We start from the raw sequence: 24927 nt of genomic DNA, 5'->3' as shown, positions 1-24927 counted from the left end.
CCGCTCAATGCAGCCGGATCGTCGTATTCACCGGGCCGGCCGTCGTGTCGTCGTCGAACCAGCGCGCGGTGACCGTCTTGGTCTGCGTGTAGAACTGCACGACCTGCTTGCCGTACGGGCCGAGATCGCCGAGCTTCGAGCCGCGCGAACCCGTGAAGCTGAAGAACGGCACGGGCACCGGAATCGGGATGTTGATGCCGACCTGGCCGATGTCGATCTCGCTCTGGAACTTGCGCGCAGCCGCGCCGCTCTGCGTGAACAGGCCCACGCCGTTGCCGAACGGATTCGCGTTGACGAGCGCGATCGCGTCGTCGAGCGTGTCGGCTTCCATCACGACCAGCACGGGCCCGAAAATTTCATGCGTGTAGACCGACATGTTCGTCTTCACGCCCGAGAAGATCGTCGGACCGACGAAATTGCCCTGCTCGTAGCCGGGCACCTTCACGTCGCGGCCGTCTAGCTCGAGCTTCGCGCCTTCCTTCACGCCCGCGTCGATCAGCGACAGGATGCGTTCCTTCGCGGCCTTCGACACGACCGGCCCGACGTCCGTGCCGGCTTCCGCGCCCGCATTGACCTTCAGCGCCTTTGCCTTCGCGACGATGTCCGGCAGCCAGTCGCGCGCGTTGCCGACGAGCACCGCGACCGACGTGGCCATGCAGCGCTGGCCGGCCGCGCCGAAGCCGGCGCCGACGAGCGCGTTGATCGCCTGCTCGCGGTTTGCATCGGGCAGCACGACGGCGTGATTCTTCGCGCCCATCATCGACTGCACGCGCTTGCCGTGCGCGCTGCCGAGGTTGTACACGTGCGTGCCGACCGCCGTCGAGCCGACGAACGAGATCGCCTTCACGAGCGGATGCGTGCAGATCGCGTCGACGACTTCCTTGCCGCCGTGCACGACGTTCAGTACCCCTTTCGGTACGCCGGCCTCGACCGCGAGTTCGACGAGCTCCATCGTCGACAGCGGATCCTGCTCCGACGGCTTCAGCACGAACGTGTTGCCGCACACGATCGCCATCGGAAACATCCACAACGGAATCATCGCGGGGAAGTTGAACGGCGTGATGCCCGCGCACACGCCGAGCGGCTGGCGCAGCGTGTAGGTGTCCACCCCGCCCGCGACGTTCTCCGCGAACTCGCCGAGTTGCAGCGAACCGATCGAGCACGCGTGCTCGACCACTTCGAGGCCGCGGAAGATGTCGCCTTCGGCATCGGGAATCGTCTTGCCCTGCTCGGCCGTCAGCGTCTTCGCGATGCGCTGCTGGTTCGTGCGCACGAGATCCTGGAACTTCAGCATGATGCGCATGCGCGCGGCGATCGGCGTGTTCTTCCACGTCGCGAAGGCGGTGTGCGCGGCCTGCACGGCCGCGTCGACTTCCGCGACGGTCGCGAACGGCACGCGCGCGAGCACCTGCTGCGTCGCCGGGTTGACGATGTCGCGCCACTCGTTCGTGGCGGACTCGACGAAGGCGCCGTCGATCAGCAGCTTGACCGTCGGCACGTCTTTCGAATTCGCGTTCATCGATCCAATCTCCTGGCAGAGGGCCGCGAAGCGCGATATCGCCGCGCGGCCGGTTCAATTCGGCTGCGGGCGGCGGCCGCGGAATGCGGCGCGCACAGCCCGCGGTCACGTCACTTCAGTTCGGCGGCGAAATCCTCTTCCCAGTATTCGCCGGGCATCCGTTCACTGGCATCGTCGCCGCGCTCGATCTCGCGGCGACGCAATTCGACGCGGCGGATCTTCCCCGAGATCGTCTTCGGCAGCTCCGCGAACTGCAGGCGGCGAATGCGCTTGTACGGCGCGAGCTTCTCGCGCGAGAAGCGGAAGATGTCCAGCGCGAGTTCGGGGCTCTCCTCGTAGCCCTGCCGCAGCGTGATGAAGGTCTTCGGCACCGACAGCCGCACGGGGTCGGGGCTCGGCACGACGGCCGCCTCGGCGATCGCCGGATGCTCGATCAGCACGCTTTCGAGTTCGAACGGGCTCAGCCGGTAGTCGGACGACTTGAACACGTCGTCCGCGCGGCCGATGTACACGTAGTAACCGTCGTCGCCGCGCATCGCGATGTCCGACGTGCGGTAGTGGCCGTCGCGCATCGCGTAGGCCGTCGCGTCGGGGTTGTTCGCATAGCCTTTCATCAGCCCGACCGGGCGCGTGACGTCCGCGCCGATCGGCAACGCGACCTCGCCTTCGGTCACCGGCGTGCCGTCCGGGTCGAGGAGCTCGATCCGGTAGCCCGGCAGCGGCCGGCCCATCGAGCCCGCGACGACCGGCTGGCCCGGCGAGTTGCCGATCAGGCAGGTCGTCTCGGTCTGGCCGTAGCCGTCGCGGATCGCGATGCCCCACGCCTTCTTCACGCGCTCGATGATCTCGGGATTCAGCGGCTCGCCCGCGCCGACGATCTCGCGCAGCTTCACGTCGAACGACGCGAGCGGCTGCTGCACGAGCATGCGCCACACGGTCGGCGGCGCGCACAGCGTCGTCACCTGGTATTTGACGAGCGCATCGAGCACGACCTTCGGCTCGAAACGCGCGTAGTTGAAGGCGAACACGCACGCCTGCGCATTCCACGGCGCAAAGAAGCAGCTCCACGCGTGCTTGGCCCAGCCCGGCGAGCTGATGTTCCAGTGGATGTCGCCCGGTTGCAGGCCGACCCAGTACATCGTCGACAGATGGCCGACCGGGTAAGTGCGGTGCGTATGCTCGACGAGCTTCGGCTTCGACGTCGTGCCCGACGTGAAGTACAGCAGCATCGGATCGTTCGCGTGGGTGATGGCGTCCGGCTCGAAATCGGCGCTCGCCGCATAGCCGTCGTTCATCGCGAGCCAGCCCGCGCGCGGCGCGCCGGCGACGATCTTCTGCGCGAGGCCGAGATCCGGCTGTTCGAACTTGGCGGTTTCGTTCTCGTCGACGATCGCGTATTTCGCGCCGCCGATCTGCACGCGATCGCGTACGTCGTCGGGCGACAGTTGCGTGGTGGCCGGCAGCACGATCGCGCCGAGCTTCATCGCGGCGAGCATCGCGTCCCACAGCTCGACGCGGTTCGGCAGCATCAGCAGGATCCGGTCGCCGCGCACGACGCCGATCGAACGCAGCCAGTTCGCGATCCGCGACGAGCGCTCGGACATCTGCGCGAACGAATACGGATCGCCCGTGCCGGTCGCCGCGTCGACGATCCACAGCGCGGGCTGGTCGTTGCCGCGCGCCATCGGGTCGAAGTAGTCGAGCGCCCAGTTGAATGCGTCGAGCACCGGCCACTCGAACTCGCGGTACGCGGTCTCGTAGTCGGTGCGATGGCGCAGCAGAAAGTCGCGCGCGTCCAGGAATGCCTGTACCGTCATCGTGTCCTCCAGTCTCCATGCGTCGAACCGGACATGCGCTGCAGCCCATGCCCGGTTGCCTCCGTTGCGGCGCACGGTCACGTCGTTGCGTGCCGCGTTCGCCGCGCTGCCCTCGTGCCCTGCGCGATGTCGTCGCCGGGGTAACCGCCGCGGCTCAAAGCTGCCGAGCGATCACCATCCGCTGCACTTCGCTGGTGCCTTCGTAAATCTGCGTGATGCGCGCGTCGCGATAGTGACGCTCGACTTCGTAATCGACCAGGTAACCGTAGCCGCCGTGGATCTGGATCGCGTCCGAGCACACGCGTTCGGCCATCTCGGATGCGAACAGCTTCGCCTGCGACGCTTCCGACAGGCACGGCAGCCCGGCGGTGCGCAGCTTCGCCGCGTGATGCACGAGCAGGCGCGCGGCGTTGATCTGCACGGCCATGTCGGCGAGTTTCTGCTGGATCGCCTGGTGCTCGGCGATCGGCTTGCCGAACTGCACGCGCTCGCCCGCATAGCGGCGTGCCTTGTCGAATGCGGCGCGCGCGATGCCGAGCGCCTGCGCGGCGATGCCGATGCGTCCGCCCTCGAGGTTCGACAGCGCGATCTTCAGCCCTTCGCCGCGATTGCCGAGCAGGTTCTCTTCGGGAATCGCGCAGTTCTCGAACGTGATCGGGCACGTATCCGACGCGCGGATGCCCATCTTCTTCTCGGGCTTGCCGACGATGAAGCCCGGCGTGTCGGTCGGCACCAGGAACGCGGAAATGCCGCGCTTGCCGGCTTCCGGGTCGGTCATGGCAAAAACGATCGCCACGCCGGCACGCTGGCCGTTGGTCACGAACTGCTTCGCGCCGTTCAGCACCCATTTGCCGTCGCGCAACTCCGCACGCGTGCGCAGGTTGTTCGCCTCGGAGCCGGCGTGCGGCTCGGTCAGGCAGAACGCGCCGATCACGCGGCCGGACGCCATGTCGGCCAGCCAGCGATCCTTCTGCGCCGGCGTGCCGAAGCCGAGGATCGGCCCGCAGCCGACCGAGTTGTGCACGCTCATCATCGTCGCGCACGCGGCGTCGCCGGCGGCGACCTCTTCCATCGCCAGCGCGTAGGCCACGTAGTCCGTATACGAGCCGCCCAGCTCCTGCGGCACGATCATCCCGAGCAGGCCGAGCTCGCCGAGCTGCGCGACGATCGCGTCGGGCAGGTGCGCGTCGTGGTCCCACTGCGCCGCGTTCGGCGCCAGCATCTCGGTGGCAAACGCGCGCGCGGCGTCGCGGATCATCCGCTGGTCTTCGGTGTAAAGCTCGTCCATGGTGCTGCTGTCTCCCGCGGCCGCCGGGCGCGACCGTCCTTGCGTTTCGATGCAACAAGTGTAGGCAAGCCCGCGCGACTGTTCGATGCTCGCGTCGCTCATTTACACTGAGCGTTTTTGCCACACCGGCGGCACGGATGAAGCAGGAAGACAAGGGAACCGTCGCGATCAGCCTCGTCGCTTACAGCGTCGCGCTCGCGACCCGGCGCGGCGTCGCGGCCGAGCCGCTGCTCGCGCAGGCCGGCATCGCGCCCGCGCTGCTCGGGCAGCCGCGCGCACGGGTGTCCGCGCAACAATACGGCGCGCTGTGGAACGCGATCGCGCGCACGCTCGACGACGAGTTTTTCGGGCAGGATCGCCACCCGATGCGCAGCGGCAGCTTCATCGCGATGAGCCAGGCGGCGCTGTCCGCGCGCGACGGCCTGCACGCGATGGCGCGCGCGGTGAATTTCATGCACTGCGTGCTCGACGATCTGCATGCGGAGCTCGACGCGACTCCGCAGCGCGTGCGGCTGCGCTTCGTGCACCGCAACAACGGCGCGACGCCGGCGATGTTCACGTACGCGACCTATTTCATCATCGTGTACGGGCTCACCTGCTGGCTGATCGGGCGGCGCATCCCGCTGCTGCATGCGAGCTTCCGCTGCGACACGCCACCCGCCGACCACGAATACCCGTCGATGTTCTGTGACGACATGCGCTTCAACGAGCCCGATTCGTATGTCGATTTCGATCCCGAATTCGCGACGCTGCCGGTCGTGCAAAACGCGAAGACGCTCAAGACGTTCCTGCGCAACGCGCCGGCCAGCTTCATCGTCAAGTACCGCAACCCGAACGCGCTCGCGCAGCGCGTGCGCGCGGTGCTGCGCGGGATGCCGCCCGCGGCGTGGCCGGGCGCCAGCGGGATGGCCGCGCGACTGCATGTGGCCGAGGCCACGCTGCGCCGCAAGCTGCACCAGGAAGGCCACGCGTACCAGTCGATCAAGGACATGCTGCGGCGCGATCTCGCGTTCGAGGCGCTGGCGGACCCCGCGCGCACGATCGCCGATGTCGCCGCCGCGACCGGTTTCGCGGAACCGAGCGCGTTCTACCGCGCGTTCCGCAAATGGAGCGGGCGCAGCCCCGCCGACTACCGCGACGAAGTGCTCGCGCGGGGCGGCGGCGCGAGCTGAAGCCGGCCGGCACGGCTGTCGCTTCGCGCTTTGTGCCGAAACCGCCTAATCTTTAAGCATCGGGCCCAGGCCCTTTCCGCCAGCCGGACGGCACGCGGCCGCGCGCCGCCCGGACGCCGCGATGCACTTTTATCGTCACGGGCCGTCGCCGGCGCCTGCCACGCCCGGCGGCCACCCTCGTCACCCGCTGTCCGCGCGGGTCGCGCGCGCCGCGCTGTTCGCGGCGCTGCTCGTCGTGTGCGCCGCTGTCGCCGCGCCGCCACCTGCCGAAGCCCCCGCCGCCGCCCGCCCGGTGGTCGTGATCCCGATCAACGGCGCGATCGGCCCGGCCAGCGCCGATTTCATCGTGCGCTCGCTCGACCGCGCGGCCCGCCAGCACGCGCCGCTCGCGATCCTGCAGCTCGACACGCCCGGCGGCCTCGACACGTCGATGCGGCAGATCATCAAGGCCATCCTCGGCTCGCCGGTGCCGGTCGCCGCGTTCGTCGCGCCGGGCGGCGCGCGGGCCGCGAGCGCGGGCACCTACATCGTCTATGCCAGCCACTTCGCGGCAATGGCGCCCGGCACCAATCTCGGCGCGGCGTCGCCCGTGCAGTTCGGCATCGGCGGCGCCGCGCCGCCGGGCGGGAATCCTGCGGCACCGCGGATGCCGGGCGGCACCTCGGGGGCGTCGGGGGCGTCCGATGCGGCCGCTTCGCAAGCCGCGCTGCCGACCGATACGCAATCGACCGAGATCCGCAAGGCAATGCAGGACGCCTCCGCGTATATCCGCGGCCTCGCGCAACTGCGCGGGCGCAATGCCGAATGGGCCGAGCGCGCGGTGCGCGAGGCCGTGAGCCTGTCGGCGAGCGAGGCGCGCGCGCAGCATGTGGTCGACCTGATCGCGCAGGATCCGGCCGATCTCGCCCGCCAGCTCGACGGCCATAGCGCGACGACCACCGCCGGCACGGTGCGGCTCGCGACCGCGCATGCGCCGCTCGTCGTGGTCGAGCCCGACTGGCGCAGCCGCTTCCTGGCGATCATTGCCGACCCGAACGTCGCGCTGATCCTGCTGACGATCGGCATCTACGGCCTGTTCTTCGAGTTCGCGAACCCCGGCTTCGTGCTGCCGGGCGTCGCCGGCACGATCTGTCTGCTGGTCGGGCTGTTCGCGATGCAGTTGCTGCCGATCAGCTATGCGGGCCTCGGCCTCGTGCTGCTCGGTCTCGGCTGCCTGGTCGCCGAGGCGTTCCTGCCGACCTTCGGCGTGCTCGGGTTCGGCGGGATCGTGTCGTTCACGATCGGCGCGCTGATGCTGATCGACACCGACGTGCCCGGCTACGGGATTCCGTGGCCCGTGATCGCGAGTCTCGCGCTCGGCGGCGGGCTGCTCGTCGCGGGCGTATCGAGCGTCGCGCTGCGCGCGCGCCGCCGCCCGGTCGTGACGGGCGCCGAGGCGATGGTGGGCAGCATCGGCGAGGTGCTCGACGACGGCCTGCTGGCCGACCAGCCGCACGCTGCGGCCGGCGCCGCGCCGTCCGCCGCCGGCTGGGCGCGCGTGCGCGGCGAGCGCTGGCGCGTGGCCAGCAGTGCGCCGCTTGCCGCGGGCTGCCGCGTGCGCGTCACCGGCCGCCACGGGCTGCTGCTCACCGTCGCCCCGCTCTACGACGTGCCGGGGCAGGAACCCCATCGAGAACAACACCAGGGAGAACCTTCATGATCGGTTTCACGTTCGGCTTCAGCAGCATCCTGATCGTCTTCGTCGTGGTGCTCGTCGCGTCGTCGATCCGCATCTTCCGCGAGTACGAGCGCGGCGTGGTGTTCATGCTCGGCCGCTTCTGGAAGGTGAAGGGGCCGGGGCTCGTGCTGATCATCCCGATCGTCCAGCAGGTCGTGCGGATCGACCTGCGCACCGTCGTGTTCGACGTGCCCGCACAGGACGTGATCACGCGCGACAACGTGTCGGTGAAGGTCAATGCGGTCGTGTATTTCCGCGTGGTCGATCCGGAGAAGGCCGTGATCCAGGTGGCGCGCTTCTTCGAGGCGACGAGCCAGCTCGCGCAGACGACGCTGCGCGCGGTGCTCGGCAAGCACGAACTCGACGCGCTGCTCGCCGAGCGCGAGCAATTGAACGCCGACATCCAGAAGACGCTCGACGCGCAGACCGACGCGTGGGGGATCAAGGTGTCGACGGTCGAGATCAAGCACGTCGACCTGAACGAGACGATGATCCGCGCGATCGCGCGGCAGGCCGAGGCCGAGCGCGAGCGGCGCGCGAAGGTGATTCATGCGGAAGGCGAACTGCAGGCGTCGGAGAAACTGCTGCAGGCCGCGCAACGGCTCGCGCTGCAGCCGCAGGCGATGCAGCTGCGCTACCTGCAGACGCTGACGACGATCGCGGCGGACAAGAACTCGACGATCGTGTTTCCGCTGCCGGTCGATCTGCTGGGGGCGTTGCTGGAGCGGTTGGGGGGGAAGCGGGAGGGGTGAGGCGGACATTTGGATATGCCATGTTCCGCCGGGCGAGGGACTACAGGCGTCGACAGCGACCGGCGCAACCTCATCGGCCAAATGGTATGGAAGATGGCAGCCCACGCTCCGTTGGCGTATACAACGAGATCCGCATGCATGGCAGTACGGATCAACGATGGGCAAGACTCGGACAAGGAAGACAGTATCGGCGACGCCAACCAGGGCCTATGCCAAGGTGGCCCTCAGTGCCGAGGAAACACTGCATCGACTGTGGCAGCGCGGCCTGCGCATCGACGATCGTCCCGCGAATTTGCGAATGCTTCGGTCGATCGGCCATTTCCGGCTGCTGGTCTACATGCGCCGGTTTCAGAACCCCGCCACCAAGCGGTTCTGGCCTCGAACCCGTTTCTCCGACGTCGTTGAACTCTACGCCTTCGATCGACGTCTGCGCTCGGTCACGATGGACGCGATCGAGCGCATCGAGGTTGCGTTGCGCGCTGCACTGAGCAATCCCCTCGCAATCGACTACGGCAGCCACTGGTATGTCGAGCGGGACCGTTTCGCCGACCTGCGCCACTACGCGCGCATTCTGGATCAGATCGCCCGGGAATGCGAAACGCGGAAAGGCTCGGCACTGACTCACTACTATCGAACCTACGCCAGCCCCGACCTGCCGCCGATCTGGCTGGTCTGTGAGCGGTTGAGCCTGGGCGCGTTGTCCCGGATCTTCAGCGCGCTCTCGACTCACGACCGGAAGGTCGCCGGGCGCCACGTGTGGCCGGACATCCCGGATACGGTGCTCACCAGCTGGCTGCAATCGCTCACCGACTTGCGCAATGCGTGCGCTCACCACGCTCGGCTTTGGGGAATGAAGCTGACGGTATCGCCCCCCGCCAAGCCAGCCGGGCGAAGTCTTGTCCGATATGCCCCGGAAATGCCCCGCCCCGAGACGTTCTACGCCCGCGCGACGATGATGAAGGCCCTGCTCGACCCGCTCGGTCATGGCGGCGAATGGCGCGAAGCCTTGCGAGCAACGTTGACGGGGTGTGAACACGTGGACCCGGCGACACATCTCGGCTTCACGACCGATTGGCATGCGACGCCGGCGTGGCAGTGAGTTCAGGGCGGATGCAACGGATTGCGCCGTTTTCGGCGTGAGGCCTTTTGACATCCCGTCGATACTTCGCTAGCATCGTCGATGAAAACGCTGGGGACGCCTCTCGACGATGCGCAACACTTCAGACGGCAAAAGGACGCGCAAGCGTCCTTTTTTATTTCCAGGCCTACTTCCTGTTCCGACCCATTTCCGGATTCCACGACGCGCCCACTCGCGGTCGACCGTGCACGCGCGCCGCGCCGATCCCCGCCTCTCGTACGGAAGGCGAACTGCTGTTTCCGCTCCCGGTCGATCTGCTGGGGGCGTTGCTGGAGCGGTTGGGCGCGCCACGCGAGCGCTGAGACGCTCGTTTCCGGCCCGCGCGGCGCGGCAGTCGATTCCGCTGGACGCTGGGCCGCAACCGCCCAGCGTCCAGCGCCCGGCGCCCGGCGCGCGTCAAGCCAGCAGCTTGCGCTCGGTCTTGCCGTACTTGATCGACTTCTCGTCCGGGATCATCAGGCCCGTGTGCTCGTCGCGGCCCTGCAGCAGGAAGCGCGCGTCCGACTTGCCGATCTGTTCGGCCGCGAGTTTGCTGTCCGCGCCGATCTCGCCCTTCTTCATCCGGTTGACGATCACGCCGGCCGCGGTGTCCTTGAAGTCGCGCAGCATCCACGCGTCGCCGTCGCTGTCGCCGAACACCAGCAGCGGGCCATAACCCTTCTTCGACGCAAGGACGTTGCGGATGCCCACCGTCTTGCCGGGCCCCCAGTTGAAATGCCAGCCGGCGGGATACGTGCTCGTGTACTTGCCGTCCCGCATGTCGAGACGCAAGCCGATCACGTTCCCGGGCGGCACGCCGTAGCCATAGTTCGGATTGCCGGCGAACACACGCACGACATCGTCGAGCGATGCCGTGCTGACGTACACGTCGATGCCGTTGGCGCGCAGCGTATGCATCACCGCGCGGATTTCCTCGTGAATGCGAATGCCGTGGAAATGCGTGTCGGCCACCACGCCGGCCTTGCCCGGCAGCGTCTTCGGGCTTTCGTAACGGACCTTGCGCAACGCATCGCCGATGCCGTAGTTGTTCGACGCTTCCGCCATCGCCTGCAGCTCGGCGGTCGTCATGTTCTTGTAGAAATAGATGATCCACTTGTAGCCGATCTCGAGCGGATGCGTGTCGCAGATCGCGTCGTACATGAAGTACAGCTTCGCGCGGAAATCCTTGAACTGATCGGTCTCGCGAATCTCGTCGAGGCTCTTGTCGCCGCCGAATCCCTGGTAGTTCGCGTAAAGCCAGCGATAGTCGGATTCGACGTCGGCCGCGAGGTCTTCCATCGTCACCGGCTTGCCGTCCACCGTCGCGTAGTCCTTCATGAAGGCGCCCTTCGGCACGTCCTTCCACATCACGTCGACGAATTCGGCTGGCGTCAGTTTGTACTGCAGATGGTTGATCTGGTACATCAGCAGCGCCTCTTCGCAGTCGTTCATGATGCACGTGTTGTCCCAGTCGAACACCGCGTACGGGCGGCGCTTGTCGTCGTAGTGCGCGCTCGCGACGCCATGCTGGTCGAGCACCGCCTGCAGGCGCGCGGCGTTGAACGGCGACCAGCGGCCCGGGTCCAGCGCATCCGGCACGGCTGCGCTCTTCGCGCCGGCCGTGCCGGCCTTGAGCATCAGCGATGTCGCGGCGGTCGCCGCGGCAAGGGTATTCATGAACTGGCGGCGTTGCATGGTCTCTCTCCCTGGAAATGTCGAATCGGTTTCAGTCGCTATCCCGCGCGGCTCACCGCGCACCGGCCGCTGATCGGCGCGGCGAAGCCGGGACGGCTCCGAACCGGGGGCGAATGATGTGACGAAATTATTTCGGCAATTTGACAGCGTCACGTCGCGACACGACGGGGAGTTGATCCGGCGCGACATGTCGCGCCGTCGCAAGGCGGCCGCGCACGCGGCCATCCGGGCCGGCGCCGGAAGACGGCGCGTGACGATCCCGGTCAGTGTCCCGACCCGGACGGCTGCGCAGGGGGCCGTCCGGCCCAACTTCCGGAAATCTAGAGTTTCCACTCCACTTCGGCCCTTCCATTAGGACAAATCCTCACCCTCGGGGGCTGGCGCGCGTCCCGGAACCGCCTATGATCTTTACATTTCTCAATGACACATTAAATGCTGACTGAATAACCCGCGCCGGTGATGCCGGCGGGCGCATTCCGGATCAGCACCCCCAACGGAGACGCATCATGGCCGACCATCCCCCGCTGCCGGAAGTCCACCTCGACGAGCTGCCGCAATTCCGCGCGGTCCAGCAGCTGGCGTACCGCTGCGTCGAAACCGTCGGCGCGATGCTCTACCCCGGCATCACCGAAAAGGAAGCCGCGCGCCTGCTGACCGAATGGCTGCAGGACAACGGCGTGCACGACTGGCTGCACAAGCCGTTCGCGTGGTTCGGCGACCGCACCGCGTTCGAGGGCTTCTCGGGCCTCAAGCACCTGGGCGGCTTCAATCTCGCGTTCTTCCCGAGCAACCGGCAGCTCGAAACCGACATGCCGGTGATCCTCGACGTCGCGCCGGTGCTCGACGGCATCGTGGCCGACGTCGGCTACGCGCACTGCCTCGGCCACAACCCGATCCTCGAACAGCTGCAGGACGATTTGATCGATCACCGCGACATGATCGTGCGGCTCGTGAAGGCGCGCCGGCCGATGGCCGAGGTCGCGCAGGAAGTCGACGCGCTGTGCCGCCGCCAGGGTGTCGAGCCGCGCCACAAGGCCTATCCGTTCAAGGTGCTCGCGCACCGCGTCGCGAAGATTCACAAGCTGTCGAAGCCGCGCTTCGTCGCGCGCTTCGGGCTGAACGCGACGCGCAACCTGCTGCTCGACCAGGGCCGCGCGGCGAAACAGCAGGGCTGGTCGCCGCTGTGGTCGATCGACCGCCGCTCCGAGCATGCGCCGGTGCCGGGCCTGTGGGCCGTCGAGCCGCATCTCGGCTTCGCCGGCGTCGGCGCGAAATTCGAAGAGCTGCTCGTCATCACCGAAGACGACGCGTACTGGCTCGACGAAGACCTGCCGCACGTGCGCCGCTGGCAGCGCCGCCAGGCCGAGCGGCTGCAGGCCGTCGCGACCGTGCCGGCCGCTGCCTGACCCGAACGCGCCCTTCCTCCCGACTCCCTGAACGACGGACTCACGATGCAGCCTCTTTCCGACGAAGCACCGCTGGCCCTGTTCGAATCGGTTCACAGCGAAACGGCGGTCGCCTCCGGCGACCTGACGCTCGCGGTCAAGACCTGGGGCGACCCGGCCCGCTCGCCGGTCGTGCTCGTGCACGGCTATCCCGACGACAGCAGCGTCTGGCAGCACGTCGCGCCGCTGCTCGCGCGCAAGCATTACGTGATCGCGTACGACGTGCGCGGCGCGGGCCTGTCCGGCGTGCCGAAGCGCACGGCCGACTACCACCTCGCGAAGCTGACCGACGACTTCGTCGCGGTGATCGACGCGCTCTGCCCCGGCCGCGCCGTGCACCTGATCGCGCACGACTGGGGCTCGATCCAGGGCTGGGAATTCGTCACCGATCCGCGCCTCGCCGGCCGGATCGCGTCGTACACGTCGTGCTCGGGGCCGTGCCTCGACCACGTCGGCTTCTGGCTGCGCGAACGCGTACTGCGCCCGACGCCCGCGTCGCTCGGCAAGCTCGGCGGCCAGCTCGCGCGGTCGTGGTACGTGTACCTGTTCCACCTGCCGTTCATCCCCGAACTCGGCTGGCGGCTGTGGCTCGGCCGCGCATGGCCGCGCCTGCTGCGCCGGCTCGAGAAGACGCCCGCCATGCCGCGCCCGACGCAAGCCGACGACGGCGCGCGCGGCGTGCGCCTGTATCGCGCGAACTTCATCCGCTGCCTGTTCGCGCCGCGCGAACGCCACGCGCATGCGCCGGTGCAGACGATCGTGCCGCTCGGCGACAAATACGTAAGCCCGGCGCTGTCCGAGAACCTGTCGCGCTGGGTACCGCAGTACTACCGCCGTGAAGTCGCGGCCGGCCACTGGCTGCCGCTCGCCGATCCGGCGCGCTTCGCGGCGCTCGCCGGGCAACTGATCGACGCGGTCGAATCGGGCAATGAACCGCCCGCGCTCGCGAACGCGCGCCGCCGCGCCACGAGCGGCCGCTTCAGCGGCAAGGTCGCGGTGGTGACCGGCGCGGGCAGCGGCATCGGCCGCTGTGCGGCGCTCGCGTTCGCCCGCGAAGGCGCGACGGTCGTCGCGTGCGACATCGACCCCGCGAGCGCCGAACGCACCGCGCTGCTGATCGGGCTGACCGGTGCGCAAGCGCACGCGAAGCGGGTCGACGTCGGGTCCGCCGATGAAATGGAAGCGCTGGCGACGTGGGTCGGCAGCGAACTCGGCGGCGCGGACGTCGTGATCAACAACGCGGGCATCGGCATGGCCGGCGGCATCCTCGACACGAGCACGCGGCACTGGGAACGCATCCTGCACGTGAACCTGTGGGGCGTGATCCACGGCTCGCGGCTGTTCGCCCAGCAGATGGCCGCGCGCGGCACCGGCGGCCACATCGTCAACACCGCGTCGGCCGCCGCGTTCGGGCCATCGCGCGACCTGCCCGCGTATGCGACGACGAAGGCCGCCGTGCTGATGCTCAGCGAATGCATGCGCGCGGAACTCGCGGAACAAGGCATCGGCGTGACGGCCGTGTGCCCCGGTTTCGCGGAAACGGGAATCATGGCGTCGACGCAATACGCGGGCGCCAATGCACAGGACGAAGCGCGGCTGCGCAAGCGCGCGACGAAGCTGTACCAGATGCGCGGCCTGAAACCCGAAACCGTCGCGCAGGCGATGGTCGACGGCGTGCTGCGCAACCGCCCCGTCGTCGCGGTCGGCGGCGAGGCGCACGCGATGCGCTTCGTCGGCCGCTTCATGCCGTGGCTCGGCCGGATGATCGCCCGCGTCAGCATGGCATCGCATTGACGGCGCATCGCGCCGCACAGGGAGACACAGATGACCGATACCGCCGACTATCACAAGATCAAGGCCCGGCACGTGAAGTTCGACTTCAGCGACACGCCGATTACCTGGGTGCCGAACGACCCGGGCAGCACGCACATCATCAACACGCTGAACCTGCTGTTCCCGGAAGGCGAACTGTGGTTCTGCCGCGTGTACAACAAGGCGTTGCCGCTGATCACCGATGCGCGCCTGCGCGACGAGGCCGAAGGTTTCCTGCGGCAGGAAGCCGTCCATTCGCGTTCGCACGGCGGCGTGCTCAAGCACTACTACGACCGGCACGGGATCGACACGAAGCCGTTCACGCAGAAGCTCAATCGCCTCTTCACGCGCGTGCTCGGCGAACAGCCGCTCGGGCTGAAGATCGGCCACACGCGTTTCTGGCTGCGCCAGCAGCTCGCGGTGATCGCGTCGCTCGAGCATTTCTTCGGCTATCTCGGCAACTGGGTGCTCAACGCGCACGGGCTCGACGAAGGCCGTGCCGACCCGACGATGGTCGACCTGCTGCGCTGGCACGGCGCCGAGGAAGTCGAGCACCGCACGGTCGCGTTCGACATCTACCGGCACCTGGGCGGCACCTATCCGGAGCGCTGCGTGCACATGGCGTTCGTGATCCTGCTGCTGCTCTACTACATCACGACGGGCGCGAAGTTCATGTACCGGCGCGACCCGGCCGCCGGCCGCTACCCGGGTTTCGTGCTCGCGTGGTGGCAAGGCTCGCGGCGCGGGCACCTGCCGTCGTTCTGGAAGGTGATCGGCGCGGCGCTGCGCTATTTCAAGCCGGGCTATACGCCGCACCACGAAGGCTCGACCGAACAGGCGCTCGCCTATCTCGCCCGCTCGCCGGCCGCGCAGGCGGCCGCGCACGGCGGCAACTGGGGCACGACGAAGGGTGCCTGAACGGGTTTCCTGCCGGCTCGGCGGGCGGCGCCCGCCGAAATGCGTACAATCGCGGCTTCATTTCCCGGAGGTGCCGCGATGGCCATGAAGAAAACCGATCTCGAAAAGAACAAGGCGCTCAAGCTGACGCACGCGCTGAAGCAATCCAGCTCCGCGCGTTTCGGCAAGGGCGCCGAAGAAGCGGCCAAGCTCGACCGCCGCGCGCAGCGCAAGCTCGACCAGGAACAGGGCCTCGTGCCGTTCGCCTGCAAGCTCAATGCCGACCTCGTCGAACAGCTCAAGGCCCGCGCGGCCACGCACCCGGAAGGGATGACGGGCCTGCTGTCCGAGCTGCTCGTGAACGGGCTCGCGCAACGCGACGCGTGACCCGCGCCCGCGTCGAATATTGTCATTGACGCCGCCGCGCGGCGACGCACGCGCTCGCGTGCCTGTGTTCGCGCTCATTGCCATCGCGATCCATCGCCGGGCACAGGCACGAAACGGTGCGTCATCGATGGCGCCGGCGCGTCAGCGCGCCGATGGGTACCGCCGCCCCTCACACCAGGCCTCGCCGGAAACGGCCGAGGCCTTTTTTCGAGGTTGCGCGCCGTCCGTCCGGTCCAGTGAATCGAACGAAGAACACGACGCGCCGCGCAAGCACGTTGCCCGTCAGCCGCACGCGACGCTCGCGCCAGCGGGAACAAGGGACCGAAAGCACCCGCGTATTGAGATTCTCTTCAGGAAGTTGGTCGCATCGATGCGGCGTGGACACACTACGTATCCCGAACGCCTTGTGTCACCCGAGAAGGCGTTCCCACCATCGAAACCGGAGATTATCTGATGAACGCATCCCGAGTGATACTTGCTCTCGCCGCAGCATTCGCCGTCAGCGGCAACGCCGTCGCCTGCGACGATCCTGACCACGACGCACCCGCTGCCCAGCAACAGACCAGCGACCAGGCGAGCGACCAGGCAAGCGCGGAAGCAGCCGGCCACTGAGCGCCGTGCGCGTGCCCGGGCAAGCCGGCGTGATGCCCGCTCGGCCGGGCATCGCCGACGCGTTCACGGCATGCACTGAACCGGACTCGCACTCGTTTCTCACGTACGTACGCGGTGTGCGGATCTCCCAAATTATTCGCATACCGAATCAACATGACACAACGAATGCTGCTCCGGTTGACCGTGCTTTCGAGCCTGCTCGCGAGCCTCCCCTCCATCGTGAACGCGGCGCCCGCACCGGCAAGTCACGGCGCGCCAGCGGCGTCTTCCGGCGCGATCACGCTGGCCCCCGGCACCCGCATTGCGGCGCGCGACACCGGCGCGGTTCTGGCGTCGATGGCGCGCGCCCACGCGATCCAGACGGTCCGCGGCAACGGCACGCGGACGCTCTACGTCTTCTCCGATCCGGATTGTTCCTATTGCAAAAGACTGGAGCGCACGCTTGAACGGATCGACAACGTGACCATTCACACCTTCCTCTATCCGCTCGAGGGACTCCATCCGCAGGCCGCCGCGCATGCGCGCGGCGTCTGGTGCGCGAATGACCGGAATGCGGCGTGGAAAGCGTGGATGATCGACAACGTGCAACCTGCCGCCGGCACGTGCGCCGCACCGCTCGCGCAGATCCGCGCGCTCGGCCTTGCGTTGGGCCTGCGCGGCACGCCGACGCTGTTCAACGCGAACGGCCGCATGACGTCCGGTGCGGTTTCCGCACCCGCCATAGAAACGTTGCTGAACGACTGAATCGAGGAAATGCACGCACCCGCGACGCGCTATCGCATCGCGGGTGCGCTTTCAATGACGCGGCACGCCGGTGCGTGCCGCGACCGATCGCGCGCCGTGCGCAGCGACGGGATGCAACAGGTGCATCAGGTGCTGGCGGCGAGACGCGGGCCCGTGCTTCGTGGAGTGGACTCGAGGTCGGGACGTTGCGCTGCCTGCGAGGTCACCCACGGATCGATGCCCTGCTTCTGCACCTCTTCCAGGAATGACACACGTGTACGCCAGTAATCCGCTTGTAATTTCGCGTCGATGACGCGCTGTTCGGCTGCGAACAGTTCCATGCGCGCCGTCACGAGCATCGACGCAGCGGTTTTTTCCGGCGTGGGGGCGTGTCGCATCGCCCAACGGCTGATCCAGTTCAACATGCTGACCTCCGTGATTACGGACGAACCCGCATCGGGCAATCGCAAGCGGCCGTGCCTGCCCGAACACGCAACGGCCTTGACCGCACTTCACCGCCTGGCCTGCACGGACTGCGACTCCCCCGCGTCGGCAATTACTGGCCGGCGTGTGCATGCGCGGTGTATCTATCCTAGAAAGACTTGCCGGTTTACGCGATGGGGTCTTGCAATCTTTTACACAGAAACCACAGTCACCCCCGCATCACGAAATGACAGTTGCGGGCGTGACGGCTTCGGCGCACGATAGCCCGATATCTGCACCCGTCTGGACTGACGAATGGCCGCTGCACGCCGCTGCCGGGCATCCGGACCGGCCTCGCACGTGCGTTCGCGCGCACGCGCCGCCTGCCCCGCGTTCGTGCAGCATGCGGGCGCGCCGTTTCAGTCGGATGTCATCGTCCCGCACCACGCCGCGTGATCGACCGCGCGTGCCGCCTTGCACGCCGTTGCGCACGCATCGGCCGGCGTCGTTCACGCATCCCGCTCCCGTTTCAGCCATTTCTGCCAGCCCGTTCCGCCCGAACCGGTAAAATGCGCGCCTTCGTCGCGCGACCGGGCTGCCAGACCGCTCGCGCGCAGGCAGCCGATCGATCTTTCGATCGTGCCCTCCAACTATATCGTCCGAGCTATCCGCGCTATTACAATCCGCCGATAGCCGGGCAATAGTGGCTGGTTACAGTAGGCCGGCCGCGCTGCCTTTACAACAATTCGGCACAACAAGCAACACGACAACCGACCGGAGAAACGCCTTCATGGAATCCATCAAGCGGTATTTCGGCTTCGCTGAAGCCGGCACCGACTTCCGCACCGAAATACTCGCGGGCGTCACCACGTTCCTGACGATGGCCTACATCATCTTCGTCAATCCCGCGATCCTCGGCGACGCCGGCATGCCGAAGGAATCCGTGTTCGTCGCGACCTGCCTCGTCGCGGCGCTGGCGTCGCTCATCATGGGGCTGTACGCGAACTACCCGATCGCATGCGCGCCCGGCATGGGCCTGAACGCATATTTCGCGTACACGGTGGTCAAGGGGATGGGCTTCACGTGGCAGGCCGCGCTCGGCGCGGTGTTCATCTCCGGCTGCCTGTTCCTGCTCGTCACGCTGTTCCGCGTACGAGAGGCGATCGTCAACGGCATTCCGAAATCGCTGCGGATCTCGATCACCGCGGGTATCGGCCTGTTCCTCGGCATCATCTCGCTGAAGACGTCGGGCGTGATCGTCGGCAACCCGGCCACGCTCGTCACGCTGGGCGACCTGCACAAGCACGACACGATCCTCGCGATCGTCGGCTTCTTCACGATCGTCACGCTCGACCACCTGCGCGTGCGCGGCGCGATCCTGATCGGCATCATCGGCGTCACGGTCCTGTCGTTCTTCTTCGGTGACAACCAGTTCCACGGCGTGTTCTCCGCGCCGCCGTCGATCGACGCGACGCTGTTCAAGCTCGACATCGGGGCCGCGCTGTCGACCGGCATCATCAACGTGATCCTCGTGTTCTTCCTCGTCGAGCTGTTCGACGCGACGGGCACGCTGATGGGCGTCGCGAACCGCGCGGGCCTGCTCGTCGAAGGCAAGATGAACCGCCTGAACAAGGCGCTGCTCGCCGACAGCACGGCGATCGTCGCGGGCTCGGTGCTCGGCACGTCGTCGACCACTGCGTATATCGAAAGCGCGTCGGGCGTGCAGGCCGGCGGCCGCACGGGCGTGACGGCCATCACCGTCGCGGTGCTGTTCCTCGCGTGCCTGTTCATCGCACCGCTCGCCGGCGTCGTGCCGGCGTACGCGACGGCACCGGCCCTGCTGTACGTGTCGTGCCTGATGCTGCGCGAGATGGTCGAGGTGCCGTGGGACGATGCCACGGAAGCCGTGCCCGCCGCGCTGACCGCACTGCTGATGCCGTTCACGTACTCGATCGCGAACGGCGTGGCATTCGGCTTCATCGCGTACGGCGGTCTCAAGCTGCTGACGGGCCAGGCCCGCTCGGTCAAGCCGATCGTGTGGCTCATCGCAGCCGTGTTCCTGTTCCGCTTCTTCTATCTCGGCAGCGAATGACGCCGGCGCTTCGGCGCGCGGCATGATGCATGATGAAAAACGCCACCTTCGGGTGGCGTTTTCGTTTTCACAGGATTCTTCTGCGATCCTGACGAATCGACACGCGCAGCCATGCCGACGGTCGGGCAATCCGGTGCGGCCCGCATACGAAAATGCCGCCCGGCCCCACCGAACGGCATTACGTGAAAGGCAACGTCTTCGCGTGCGCAGCGCTCAGCGACGCGCGCCGCCAGACGAACGTCGTGTCATCCGCGCCAGTTGGCCTCATAGAAGCGGACGTAGCCGCTGCGCAGCGTCACGCACTGCGCGCGCGTCTCCGACAGCAGGCGCCGTGCAGCCGCCTCGATACGGTCGCGGTGCTGGTCGAATGCGCCGACCATGTCCTCGAAGCGCGGCGACGCCGCGCCGAAGTGATCTTCCAGCGCCTCGGCGGTGATCTGACATTGGACCCGCTCGCCATTGACCAACGCCGTGAACGCCAGCATCAGGTCGCGCCCCGAATACTCGGGCTTCTCGTTCGTGAAATGGATCTGCATGGGAGCCGCCTCGACCGGTAGAAAACGAATGACCGCGTCCGTCGTCCGCTACCGGCCGGACGAAGTGTACGCGGGCTCGCCGGCGGAGGCACCGCCCGCGGGGATAGGCGCGGACACTGCATGCCGGTTGATTTCCACTTTAGACGGTTTCGCGCAGGAGACAAATATTCCGCGTGCGTCGTTCCGACGCGCATTTCATCAGATCAGCGCGGCATCCGGCACCGTTTCGGAAACCGGCGTCAGTGAGGGTCGTTCGGCCAGACGTTGAGCGCGATGGCAGCCGTCGTGGCACCCACCGCAATCGCGGCCGCCCCGTATCGCACCGCATCGGCCAGATCGAACAGCAGCCCGTGGATCGCCACGGCGATGCCGCCCAGCATGATGAATGTGGCGATGGCCGCCAGCACGACTCTCAGTTCCGTCCGAACCATGATGCGTCTCCCGAACGGATGCATGTCGCGTCGCATGCATGTTGCAATGCGGAACACGGCGCGTGCGTGTTCCATTTCCATCATTGCAGGCGGCCGCTTAAAAGCAAGGGGATTTTGTTCGCGGTCGCGCTTCGTACGCGGCGCTTGTATGATGATGCGTACCCGGATGGTTGCCGTTCGCACGCTGATGGTGCGCCGCACGCGAAGGCGGGAATCCGTAGAGGATTTCGGTGCGCACGCGTGCGCCGGATCGGCCGATTTCGAGGAGCATGGGGCCTGAGTGAGTGTTGAAATGCTCACCGGGCTCGACCGCGGAGCATGGGACCAGAGCAGGCGCTAAAGCGCCAACTCGGGTCGACCGCGAAGCATGGGACCAGAGTAAACGCTAAAGCGCTAACTCAGGTCGACCGCGAAGCATGGGACAGCAGTAAGCGCTAAAGCGCTAACTGCTGTCGACAGGAGACAAGTCATGCCGCAACCCTTCGTGCTGCCCGCCACCGCGGGTCGCACCGACCTGCTCGCGCAGGCGCATGCGCGTTCGACCGCGGTCGGCCTGCGCGCGCACGAACGCCCGGATTTCTCGCCGCTGTCGCGCCTCGCACTGCGCGAACTGCTCGACACGAATCACGCACTGTTCTCCCACGCCCGCCCGGTGATGGAGAACCTCCACGCGCAGATCGCCGACACGCAAAGCCTCGTGCTGCTGACCGACGCCGACGGCGTGATCCTGCACAGCATCGGCGACGCCGACTTCATCGAGAAAGCCAACCGCGTCGCGCTGTGTACCGGCGTGTCGTGGGCGGAAGGCGCACGCGGCACCAACGCGATCGGCACCGCGCTCGCATCGGGCCAGGCCGTCGCAGTGCATGGCTCCGAGCACTTCCTGCGCGCCAACCACATCCTCACCTGCTCGTGCGCGCCGATCTTCGATCCGTTCGGCCGCACGCTCGGCACGCTCGACGTCAGCGGCGACCCGCGCGGCTCGAGCCCGCATACGCTGGCACTCGTAAGGATGTCCGCGCAACTGATCGAGAACCACCTGTTCGCGAACCAGTGCGCGGAAGCGTTGCGGCTGCGCTTTCATGCGCACGAGGAATGCGTCGATTCGCTGTTCGCCGGGCTCGTCGCCTTCGGCCCCGACGGCGGGCTGATCGCCGCGAACCGCAGCGCGCAATTCCAGCTCGGCGCGTCGTTCGACGCACTGCAGCATCAGGCCAGCGACGCGCTGTTCGGCATGCGCTTCGGCCAGCTCGCGCAGCAGGCGGCACGCACACCCGGTGCGATGTTCCGCCTCACGCTGTCGACCGGCGTCCGCGTGCTGGCGCGCTGCGAATTCGCGGAAGCGCACAAGACCACCGTCGCCGTCACGCCGCCCGCGCCCGCCGTACGGGTGCGCACGCCGGACCCCGACACGATCACGTTCGCGACGCTCGACACCGGCGACGCACGCATGGCCGCCGTGCTCGAACGCGTCGCGAAGATCCGCGGGCGCGACCTGCCGCTGCTGATCCTCGGCCAGACCGGTACCGGCAAGGAATGGCTCGCCCGTGCGCTGCACCACGCATCGCCGCGCGCGGACGGCCCGTTCGTCGCGGTCAACTGCGCGGCGCTGCCCGATTCGCTGATCGAGGCCGAGCTGTTCGGTTACGAGGACGGCGCATTCACCGGCGCACGCAAGCGCGGCAGCCCCGGCAAGATCGTGCAGGCCGACGGCGGCACGCTGTTTCTCGACGAAATCGGCGACATGCCGCTCGCGCAGCAAGTCAGGCTGATGCGCGTGCTGCAGGAACGCGCGGTGATGCCGCTCGGCGGTGCGCGCGCGGTGCCGGTCGACGTGCGGGTGGTCTGCGCGACCCATCGCGACCTGCGCGCGATGATCGCGGAAGGCACGTTCCGCGAAGACCTGTTCTACCGGATCAACGGGCTCGCGGTCACGCTGCCGGCGCTCGCCGCACGCACCGATCTGCCCGCGCTCGTCGAGCGGATTCTCGCGCGGCTCGCGCGCAGCGAACCGATGCCGCGCCGCATCGCGGCCGACGTGCTCGACGCGTTCACGCGCCACCGCTGGCCCGGCAACCTGCGCCAGATGACCAACGTGCTGCGTACGGCCGGCATGCTCGCCGAAGACGAAGCGGAAATCACGCTCGCCCATTTGCCCGACGATTTCTGGCTCGATTGCGACGACGCACCGGCGCCTGCCACCGCAGCGCCGGCCGCATCGGCCGGCACGCACGAAGGAACCACGCTGCAAAGCCACCAGGCCGCGGTGATCGACGCCGTGCTCGCGCGACATGGCGGCAACGTATCGGCGGCCGCGCGCGAGCTCGGTCTCGCCCGCAATACCGTGTACCGGCACCTGCGCCGGCATTGACGCCGGCGGCCGGCCGGCGCCGGCCGCCAGCACGTTCGGGTATGCTTGGCGCGTTGCCGCCGAACCGCCGCCAGCCCCGCCTCCGCCATGACCGACCCGGAACACCTGCCCCTCGTGCGCATCGAGCCGCTCGGCGCGACCTTCGATGCGCCCGATTCGCTGACGCTGCTCGAAGCCGCCGCGTTCGCGCACGTATCGCTGCCGCGTTCGTGCCGCAACGGCACGTGCCGAAGCTGCCTTTGCCGGATCGTCAGCGGCAGCGTACGCTACACGATCGAATGGCCAGGGCTGAGCCGCGAGGAAAAGGCCGAAGGCTATACGCTGCCGTGCGTGGCCGTCGCGACGTCGGACCTCGTGCTCGACGTGCCCGACGCGGTCATGCTCGACTAGCCGCGGCGCGCTCGCGCGGGCCGTCCTGCAAAGGTTGATCCTGAGTGGAGAACGTCATGACCCAGCAAACCGATCGCATCGAAAAACAGGCCCAGCTCGACGCATCGCCCGACCGCGTGTGGGAAGCCGTCAGCAATTCCGGCGAATTCGGCCAGTGGTTCGGCGTCACGTTCGACGGCCCGTTCGCGGCCGGCCAGCCGCTGTTCGGCCGCATCACGCCGACCCGCGTCGACGACGACGTCGCCAAGGCGCAAGAGCCCTACGCGGGCACTGTGTTCGAAATCGTCGTCGACCGCGTCGAGCCGAAACAACTGTTCTCGTTTCGCTGGCATCCGTTCGCGATCGACCCGACCTTCGATTACTCGACCGAGCCGATGACGCTCGTCACGTTCACGCTCGCCGCACAGGCCGGCGGCACGCTGCTCACGGTCACCGAAACGGGCTTCGACCAGTTGATCGAAGCGCGCCGCGCGAAGGCGCGCGAGATGAACGACCAGGGCTGGGCCGCGCAGATGACACTGATCACGAAATACCTGGCGAAGCACGCGTAGCGCGCCGCCACGCCGCAGGTCCGTGCCGACATGCGCATCGACGTGCGTGGCATAATCCGCTCCATCGTCGCCTGTACGTCACCGCGCATCGCATGCTGAGTCGTCGCCTCCGGAAGATCGGCAGTCTGATCGGGATGCTCGCCATCCTGATGACGGCGCTCGCGCCGACGATCTCGCAGGCACTAACGACGCAGCAGCGCGTCGATACGCTGCTGGCCGGCTACTGCACGGCCGCGCCGGCCACCGGCGAGCGCGCCGCCGATGCGGCGCAGAAGAGCCTGACGGCCCACCTCCAGGCATGCGGCTATTGCAGCCTGCTTGCTCACACACCCGCACTGCCCGCGCCCGAACTGACGTTCGCGGCCAACGTGCACGTCATTCAGCATCGCGAAGCGACCCGCTTCGACAGCCTGCGCCGCGCGCTGCCGCTCACGGCCGCGCAACCGCGCGCCCCTCCGTTCGCGTCCTGATTCGTCGTCAATGCCCGTGATGCCGTCAAGCATCGCGTGGCCCGCGCACGCCGCCGGCGTGTGCGACCTGTCACGTTTCGAAGGACGATCATGTGTCACCGTATTGCGCTCGGCGTCGTGCCGTGCGTGCGGCTGGCGACTTCCGGTTCGTACTGTCGCGCCGACATTCGCTCGCGGGCGAACGTCCGGCCGCGCACGTTCGCGCTGACGCCAGCCGCCCTCGGTGCTGCTGCGAGGGTACGCGTGCATCCGTCCGTCGAATCCGTGTTACGCCATCCGATTCGCCACTCGCACATTCGACCATGAATACCCCCTCTTTCGTTCGCGGCGCGCTCGCCGCACTCGGCTTCGTCGTCCTCCAGGCCGCCCACGCCCATGCGCTTCCGAAGACTCAGGAACCGGCCGCCGACGCCACGCTTTCGACCGCGCCGCACGCGGTCACGATCGGCTTCAGCGAAGCGCTCGAACCCGCATTCAGCTCGATCGTCGTCACCGACAGCCATGGGCAATCGGTCGTCGACGGGAAATCGTCCGTCGATGCAGGCAACCGAAAGCGCATGCAGGTCGCGCTGACCCATCTGACGGCCGGCACGTACACGGTCGCGTGGATCGCGGTGGCCAGCGACGGCCATCGCACGCACGGCCACTACGCGTTCGCGCTGAAATGATGCCCGCGATGCGCATCGGCGTTCCGTGCCAGCCGCGTCGCC

The 24927-nt window shown here is 67.6% G+C and carries 24 protein-coding genes; 16 read left to right on the top strand and 8 right to left on the bottom strand.

Annotated features, from left to right (window positions below; translation table 11 throughout):
* Window positions 1-4: 4 nt before the first annotated feature.
* The 3 genes from CFB43_RS21165 to CFB43_RS21155 form a co-directional block, all read right to left on the bottom strand.
* Window positions 5-1519 (bottom strand): CoA-acylating methylmalonate-semialdehyde dehydrogenase, encoded by a 1515-nt coding sequence (locus CFB43_RS21165; RefSeq protein WP_089496428.1) that lies wholly within the window; start codon window positions 1517-1519, stop codon window positions 5-7.
* 110 nt (window positions 1520-1629) lie between these two features.
* The gene (locus CFB43_RS21160; RefSeq protein WP_089496427.1) at window positions 1630-3336 is read right to left on the bottom strand and encodes an AMP-binding protein; all 1707 of its coding nucleotides are present in this window, start codon (window positions 3334-3336) and stop codon (window positions 1630-1632) included.
* Between the two features lie 154 nt (window positions 3337-3490).
* Window positions 3491-4624, bottom strand: a complete 1134-nt coding sequence (locus tag CFB43_RS21155; RefSeq protein WP_089429048.1) for an acyl-CoA dehydrogenase family protein — start codon at window positions 4622-4624, stop codon at window positions 3491-3493.
* A gap of 137 nt (window positions 4625-4761) precedes the next feature.
* On the opposite strand from CFB43_RS21155, the gene CFB43_RS21150 reads away from it, so the two are divergent.
* The 4 genes from CFB43_RS21150 to CFB43_RS21135 all read left to right on the top strand — a co-directional run bounded on the left by CFB43_RS21150 (window position 4762) and on the right by CFB43_RS21135 (window position 9364).
* Entirely contained in the window at window positions 4762-5796 is a 1035-nt protein-coding gene (locus CFB43_RS21150; RefSeq protein WP_089496426.1) for an AraC family transcriptional regulator, read from the top strand.
* A 121-nt stretch (window positions 5797-5917) separates the two neighbouring features.
* On the top strand, window positions 5918-7495 hold the full coding sequence (locus CFB43_RS21145) for an NfeD family protein (RefSeq protein WP_089496425.1): 1578 nt from the start codon (window positions 5918-5920) through the stop codon (window positions 7493-7495).
* The gene (locus tag CFB43_RS21140) at window positions 7492-8265 is read left to right on the top strand and encodes a slipin family protein (RefSeq protein WP_039366413.1); all 774 of its coding nucleotides are present in this window, start codon (window positions 7492-7494) and stop codon (window positions 8263-8265) included. The genes CFB43_RS21145 and CFB43_RS21140 overlap by 4 nt, the downstream gene beginning before the upstream one ends.
* Window positions 8266-8422: 157 nt before the next feature.
* Window positions 8423-9364, top strand: coding sequence for an Abi family protein (locus CFB43_RS21135; protein ID WP_089496424.1), 942 nt, complete (start codon window positions 8423-8425; stop codon window positions 9362-9364).
* Between the two features lie 435 nt (window positions 9365-9799).
* Here CFB43_RS21135 and CFB43_RS21130 read toward each other — a convergent pair whose 3' ends face one another.
* Window positions 9800-11077 carry a haloacid dehalogenase-like hydrolase gene (locus CFB43_RS21130; RefSeq protein ID WP_089441870.1) on the bottom strand — a complete coding sequence of 426 codons (1278 nt, stop codon included), beginning with the start codon at window positions 11075-11077 and terminating at the stop codon, window positions 9800-9802.
* Between the two features lie 506 nt (window positions 11078-11583).
* On the opposite strand from CFB43_RS21130, the gene CFB43_RS21125 reads away from it, so the two are divergent.
* The 6 genes from CFB43_RS21125 (at window position 11584) to CFB43_RS21105 (ending at window position 16974) form a co-directional block, all read left to right on the top strand.
* On the top strand, window positions 11584-12483 hold the full coding sequence (locus CFB43_RS21125) for a M24 family metallopeptidase (protein WP_089496423.1): 900 nt from the start codon (window positions 11584-11586) through the stop codon (window positions 12481-12483).
* 45 nt (window positions 12484-12528) lie between these two features.
* Window positions 12529-14316, top strand: a complete 1788-nt coding sequence (locus CFB43_RS21120) for an SDR family oxidoreductase (RefSeq protein ID WP_089496422.1) — start codon at window positions 12529-12531, stop codon at window positions 14314-14316.
* A 30-nt stretch (window positions 14317-14346) separates the two neighbouring features.
* Complete coding sequence (locus CFB43_RS21115) at window positions 14347-15252, top strand: metal-dependent hydrolase (protein WP_089496421.1); 906 nt, start codon at window positions 14347-14349, stop codon at window positions 15250-15252.
* A gap of 78 nt (window positions 15253-15330) precedes the next feature.
* Window positions 15331-15618 (top strand): hypothetical protein, encoded by a 288-nt coding sequence (locus CFB43_RS21110; RefSeq protein WP_089496420.1) that lies wholly within the window; start codon window positions 15331-15333, stop codon window positions 15616-15618.
* A 453-nt stretch (window positions 15619-16071) separates the two neighbouring features.
* The gene (locus CFB43_RS38465) at window positions 16072-16230 is read left to right on the top strand and encodes a hypothetical protein (protein WP_179250180.1); all 159 of its coding nucleotides are present in this window, start codon (window positions 16072-16074) and stop codon (window positions 16228-16230) included.
* Between the two features lie 165 nt (window positions 16231-16395).
* Entirely contained in the window at window positions 16396-16974 is a 579-nt protein-coding gene (locus CFB43_RS21105; RefSeq protein ID WP_179254879.1) for a DsbC family protein, read from the top strand.
* A gap of 125 nt (window positions 16975-17099) precedes the next feature.
* On the opposite strand, the gene CFB43_RS21100 is transcribed toward CFB43_RS21105, so the two are convergent.
* Both CFB43_RS21100 and CFB43_RS38895 read right to left on the bottom strand, forming a co-directional pair.
* A complete protein-coding gene (locus CFB43_RS21100; RefSeq protein WP_011354312.1) occupies window positions 17100-17378 on the bottom strand; it encodes a hypothetical protein in 279 nt (92 codons plus the stop codon).
* Window positions 17379-17885: 507 nt separating this feature from the next.
* Window positions 17886-18026 carry a hypothetical protein gene (locus tag CFB43_RS38895; protein WP_226272308.1) on the bottom strand — a complete coding sequence of 47 codons (141 nt, stop codon included), beginning with the start codon at window positions 18024-18026 and terminating at the stop codon, window positions 17886-17888.
* A gap of 140 nt (window positions 18027-18166) precedes the next feature.
* Between CFB43_RS38895 and CFB43_RS21085 the strand changes: the two genes are divergently transcribed.
* The gene (locus tag CFB43_RS21085) at window positions 18167-19468 is read left to right on the top strand and encodes an NCS2 family permease (RefSeq protein WP_089462214.1); all 1302 of its coding nucleotides are present in this window, start codon (window positions 18167-18169) and stop codon (window positions 19466-19468) included.
* Window positions 19469-19713: 245 nt separating this feature from the next.
* Here the strand turns inward: CFB43_RS21085 and CFB43_RS21075 are convergent, their stop codons facing one another.
* The gene (locus CFB43_RS21075) at window positions 19714-20004 is read right to left on the bottom strand and encodes a DUF1488 domain-containing protein (RefSeq protein ID WP_039366385.1); all 291 of its coding nucleotides are present in this window, start codon (window positions 20002-20004) and stop codon (window positions 19714-19716) included.
* Between the two features lie 239 nt (window positions 20005-20243).
* Entirely contained in the window at window positions 20244-20519 is a 276-nt protein-coding gene (locus CFB43_RS38890) for a DUF2964 domain-containing protein (protein WP_256946735.1), read from the bottom strand.
* 385 nt (window positions 20520-20904) lie between these two features.
* Here CFB43_RS38890 and CFB43_RS21065 point away from each other — a divergent pair, with 385 nt between their 5' ends.
* The 5 genes from CFB43_RS21065 to CFB43_RS21040 all read left to right on the top strand — a co-directional run bounded on the left by CFB43_RS21065 (window position 20905) and on the right by CFB43_RS21040 (window position 24885).
* Complete coding sequence (locus CFB43_RS21065; RefSeq protein WP_089496418.1) at window positions 20905-22806, top strand: sigma-54-dependent Fis family transcriptional regulator; 1902 nt, start codon at window positions 20905-20907, stop codon at window positions 22804-22806.
* A gap of 87 nt (window positions 22807-22893) precedes the next feature.
* Window positions 22894-23196 carry a 2Fe-2S iron-sulfur cluster-binding protein gene (locus tag CFB43_RS21060; RefSeq protein WP_089496417.1) on the top strand — a complete coding sequence of 101 codons (303 nt, stop codon included), beginning with the start codon at window positions 22894-22896 and terminating at the stop codon, window positions 23194-23196.
* Window positions 23197-23252: 56 nt separating this feature from the next.
* Entirely contained in the window at window positions 23253-23747 is a 495-nt protein-coding gene (locus tag CFB43_RS21055) for an SRPBCC family protein (protein WP_089496416.1), read from the top strand.
* A 92-nt stretch (window positions 23748-23839) separates the two neighbouring features.
* Window positions 23840-24217 carry a DUF2946 domain-containing protein gene (locus CFB43_RS21050; RefSeq protein ID WP_089496415.1) on the top strand — a complete coding sequence of 126 codons (378 nt, stop codon included), beginning with the start codon at window positions 23840-23842 and terminating at the stop codon, window positions 24215-24217.
* 302 nt (window positions 24218-24519) lie between these two features.
* Window positions 24520-24885, top strand: a complete 366-nt coding sequence (locus tag CFB43_RS21040) for a copper resistance CopC family protein (protein WP_089496413.1) — start codon at window positions 24520-24522, stop codon at window positions 24883-24885.
* Window positions 24886-24927 lie beyond the last annotated feature (42 nt).

It is taken from the genome of Burkholderia sp. AU15512 (assembly GCF_002223325.1).
Classification (GTDB): Bacteria; Pseudomonadota; Gammaproteobacteria; order Burkholderiales; family Burkholderiaceae; genus Burkholderia.
The sequence above is the reverse complement of the archived record's forward strand: the minus strand, read 5'-3'. Positions and strand labels throughout refer to the sequence as shown.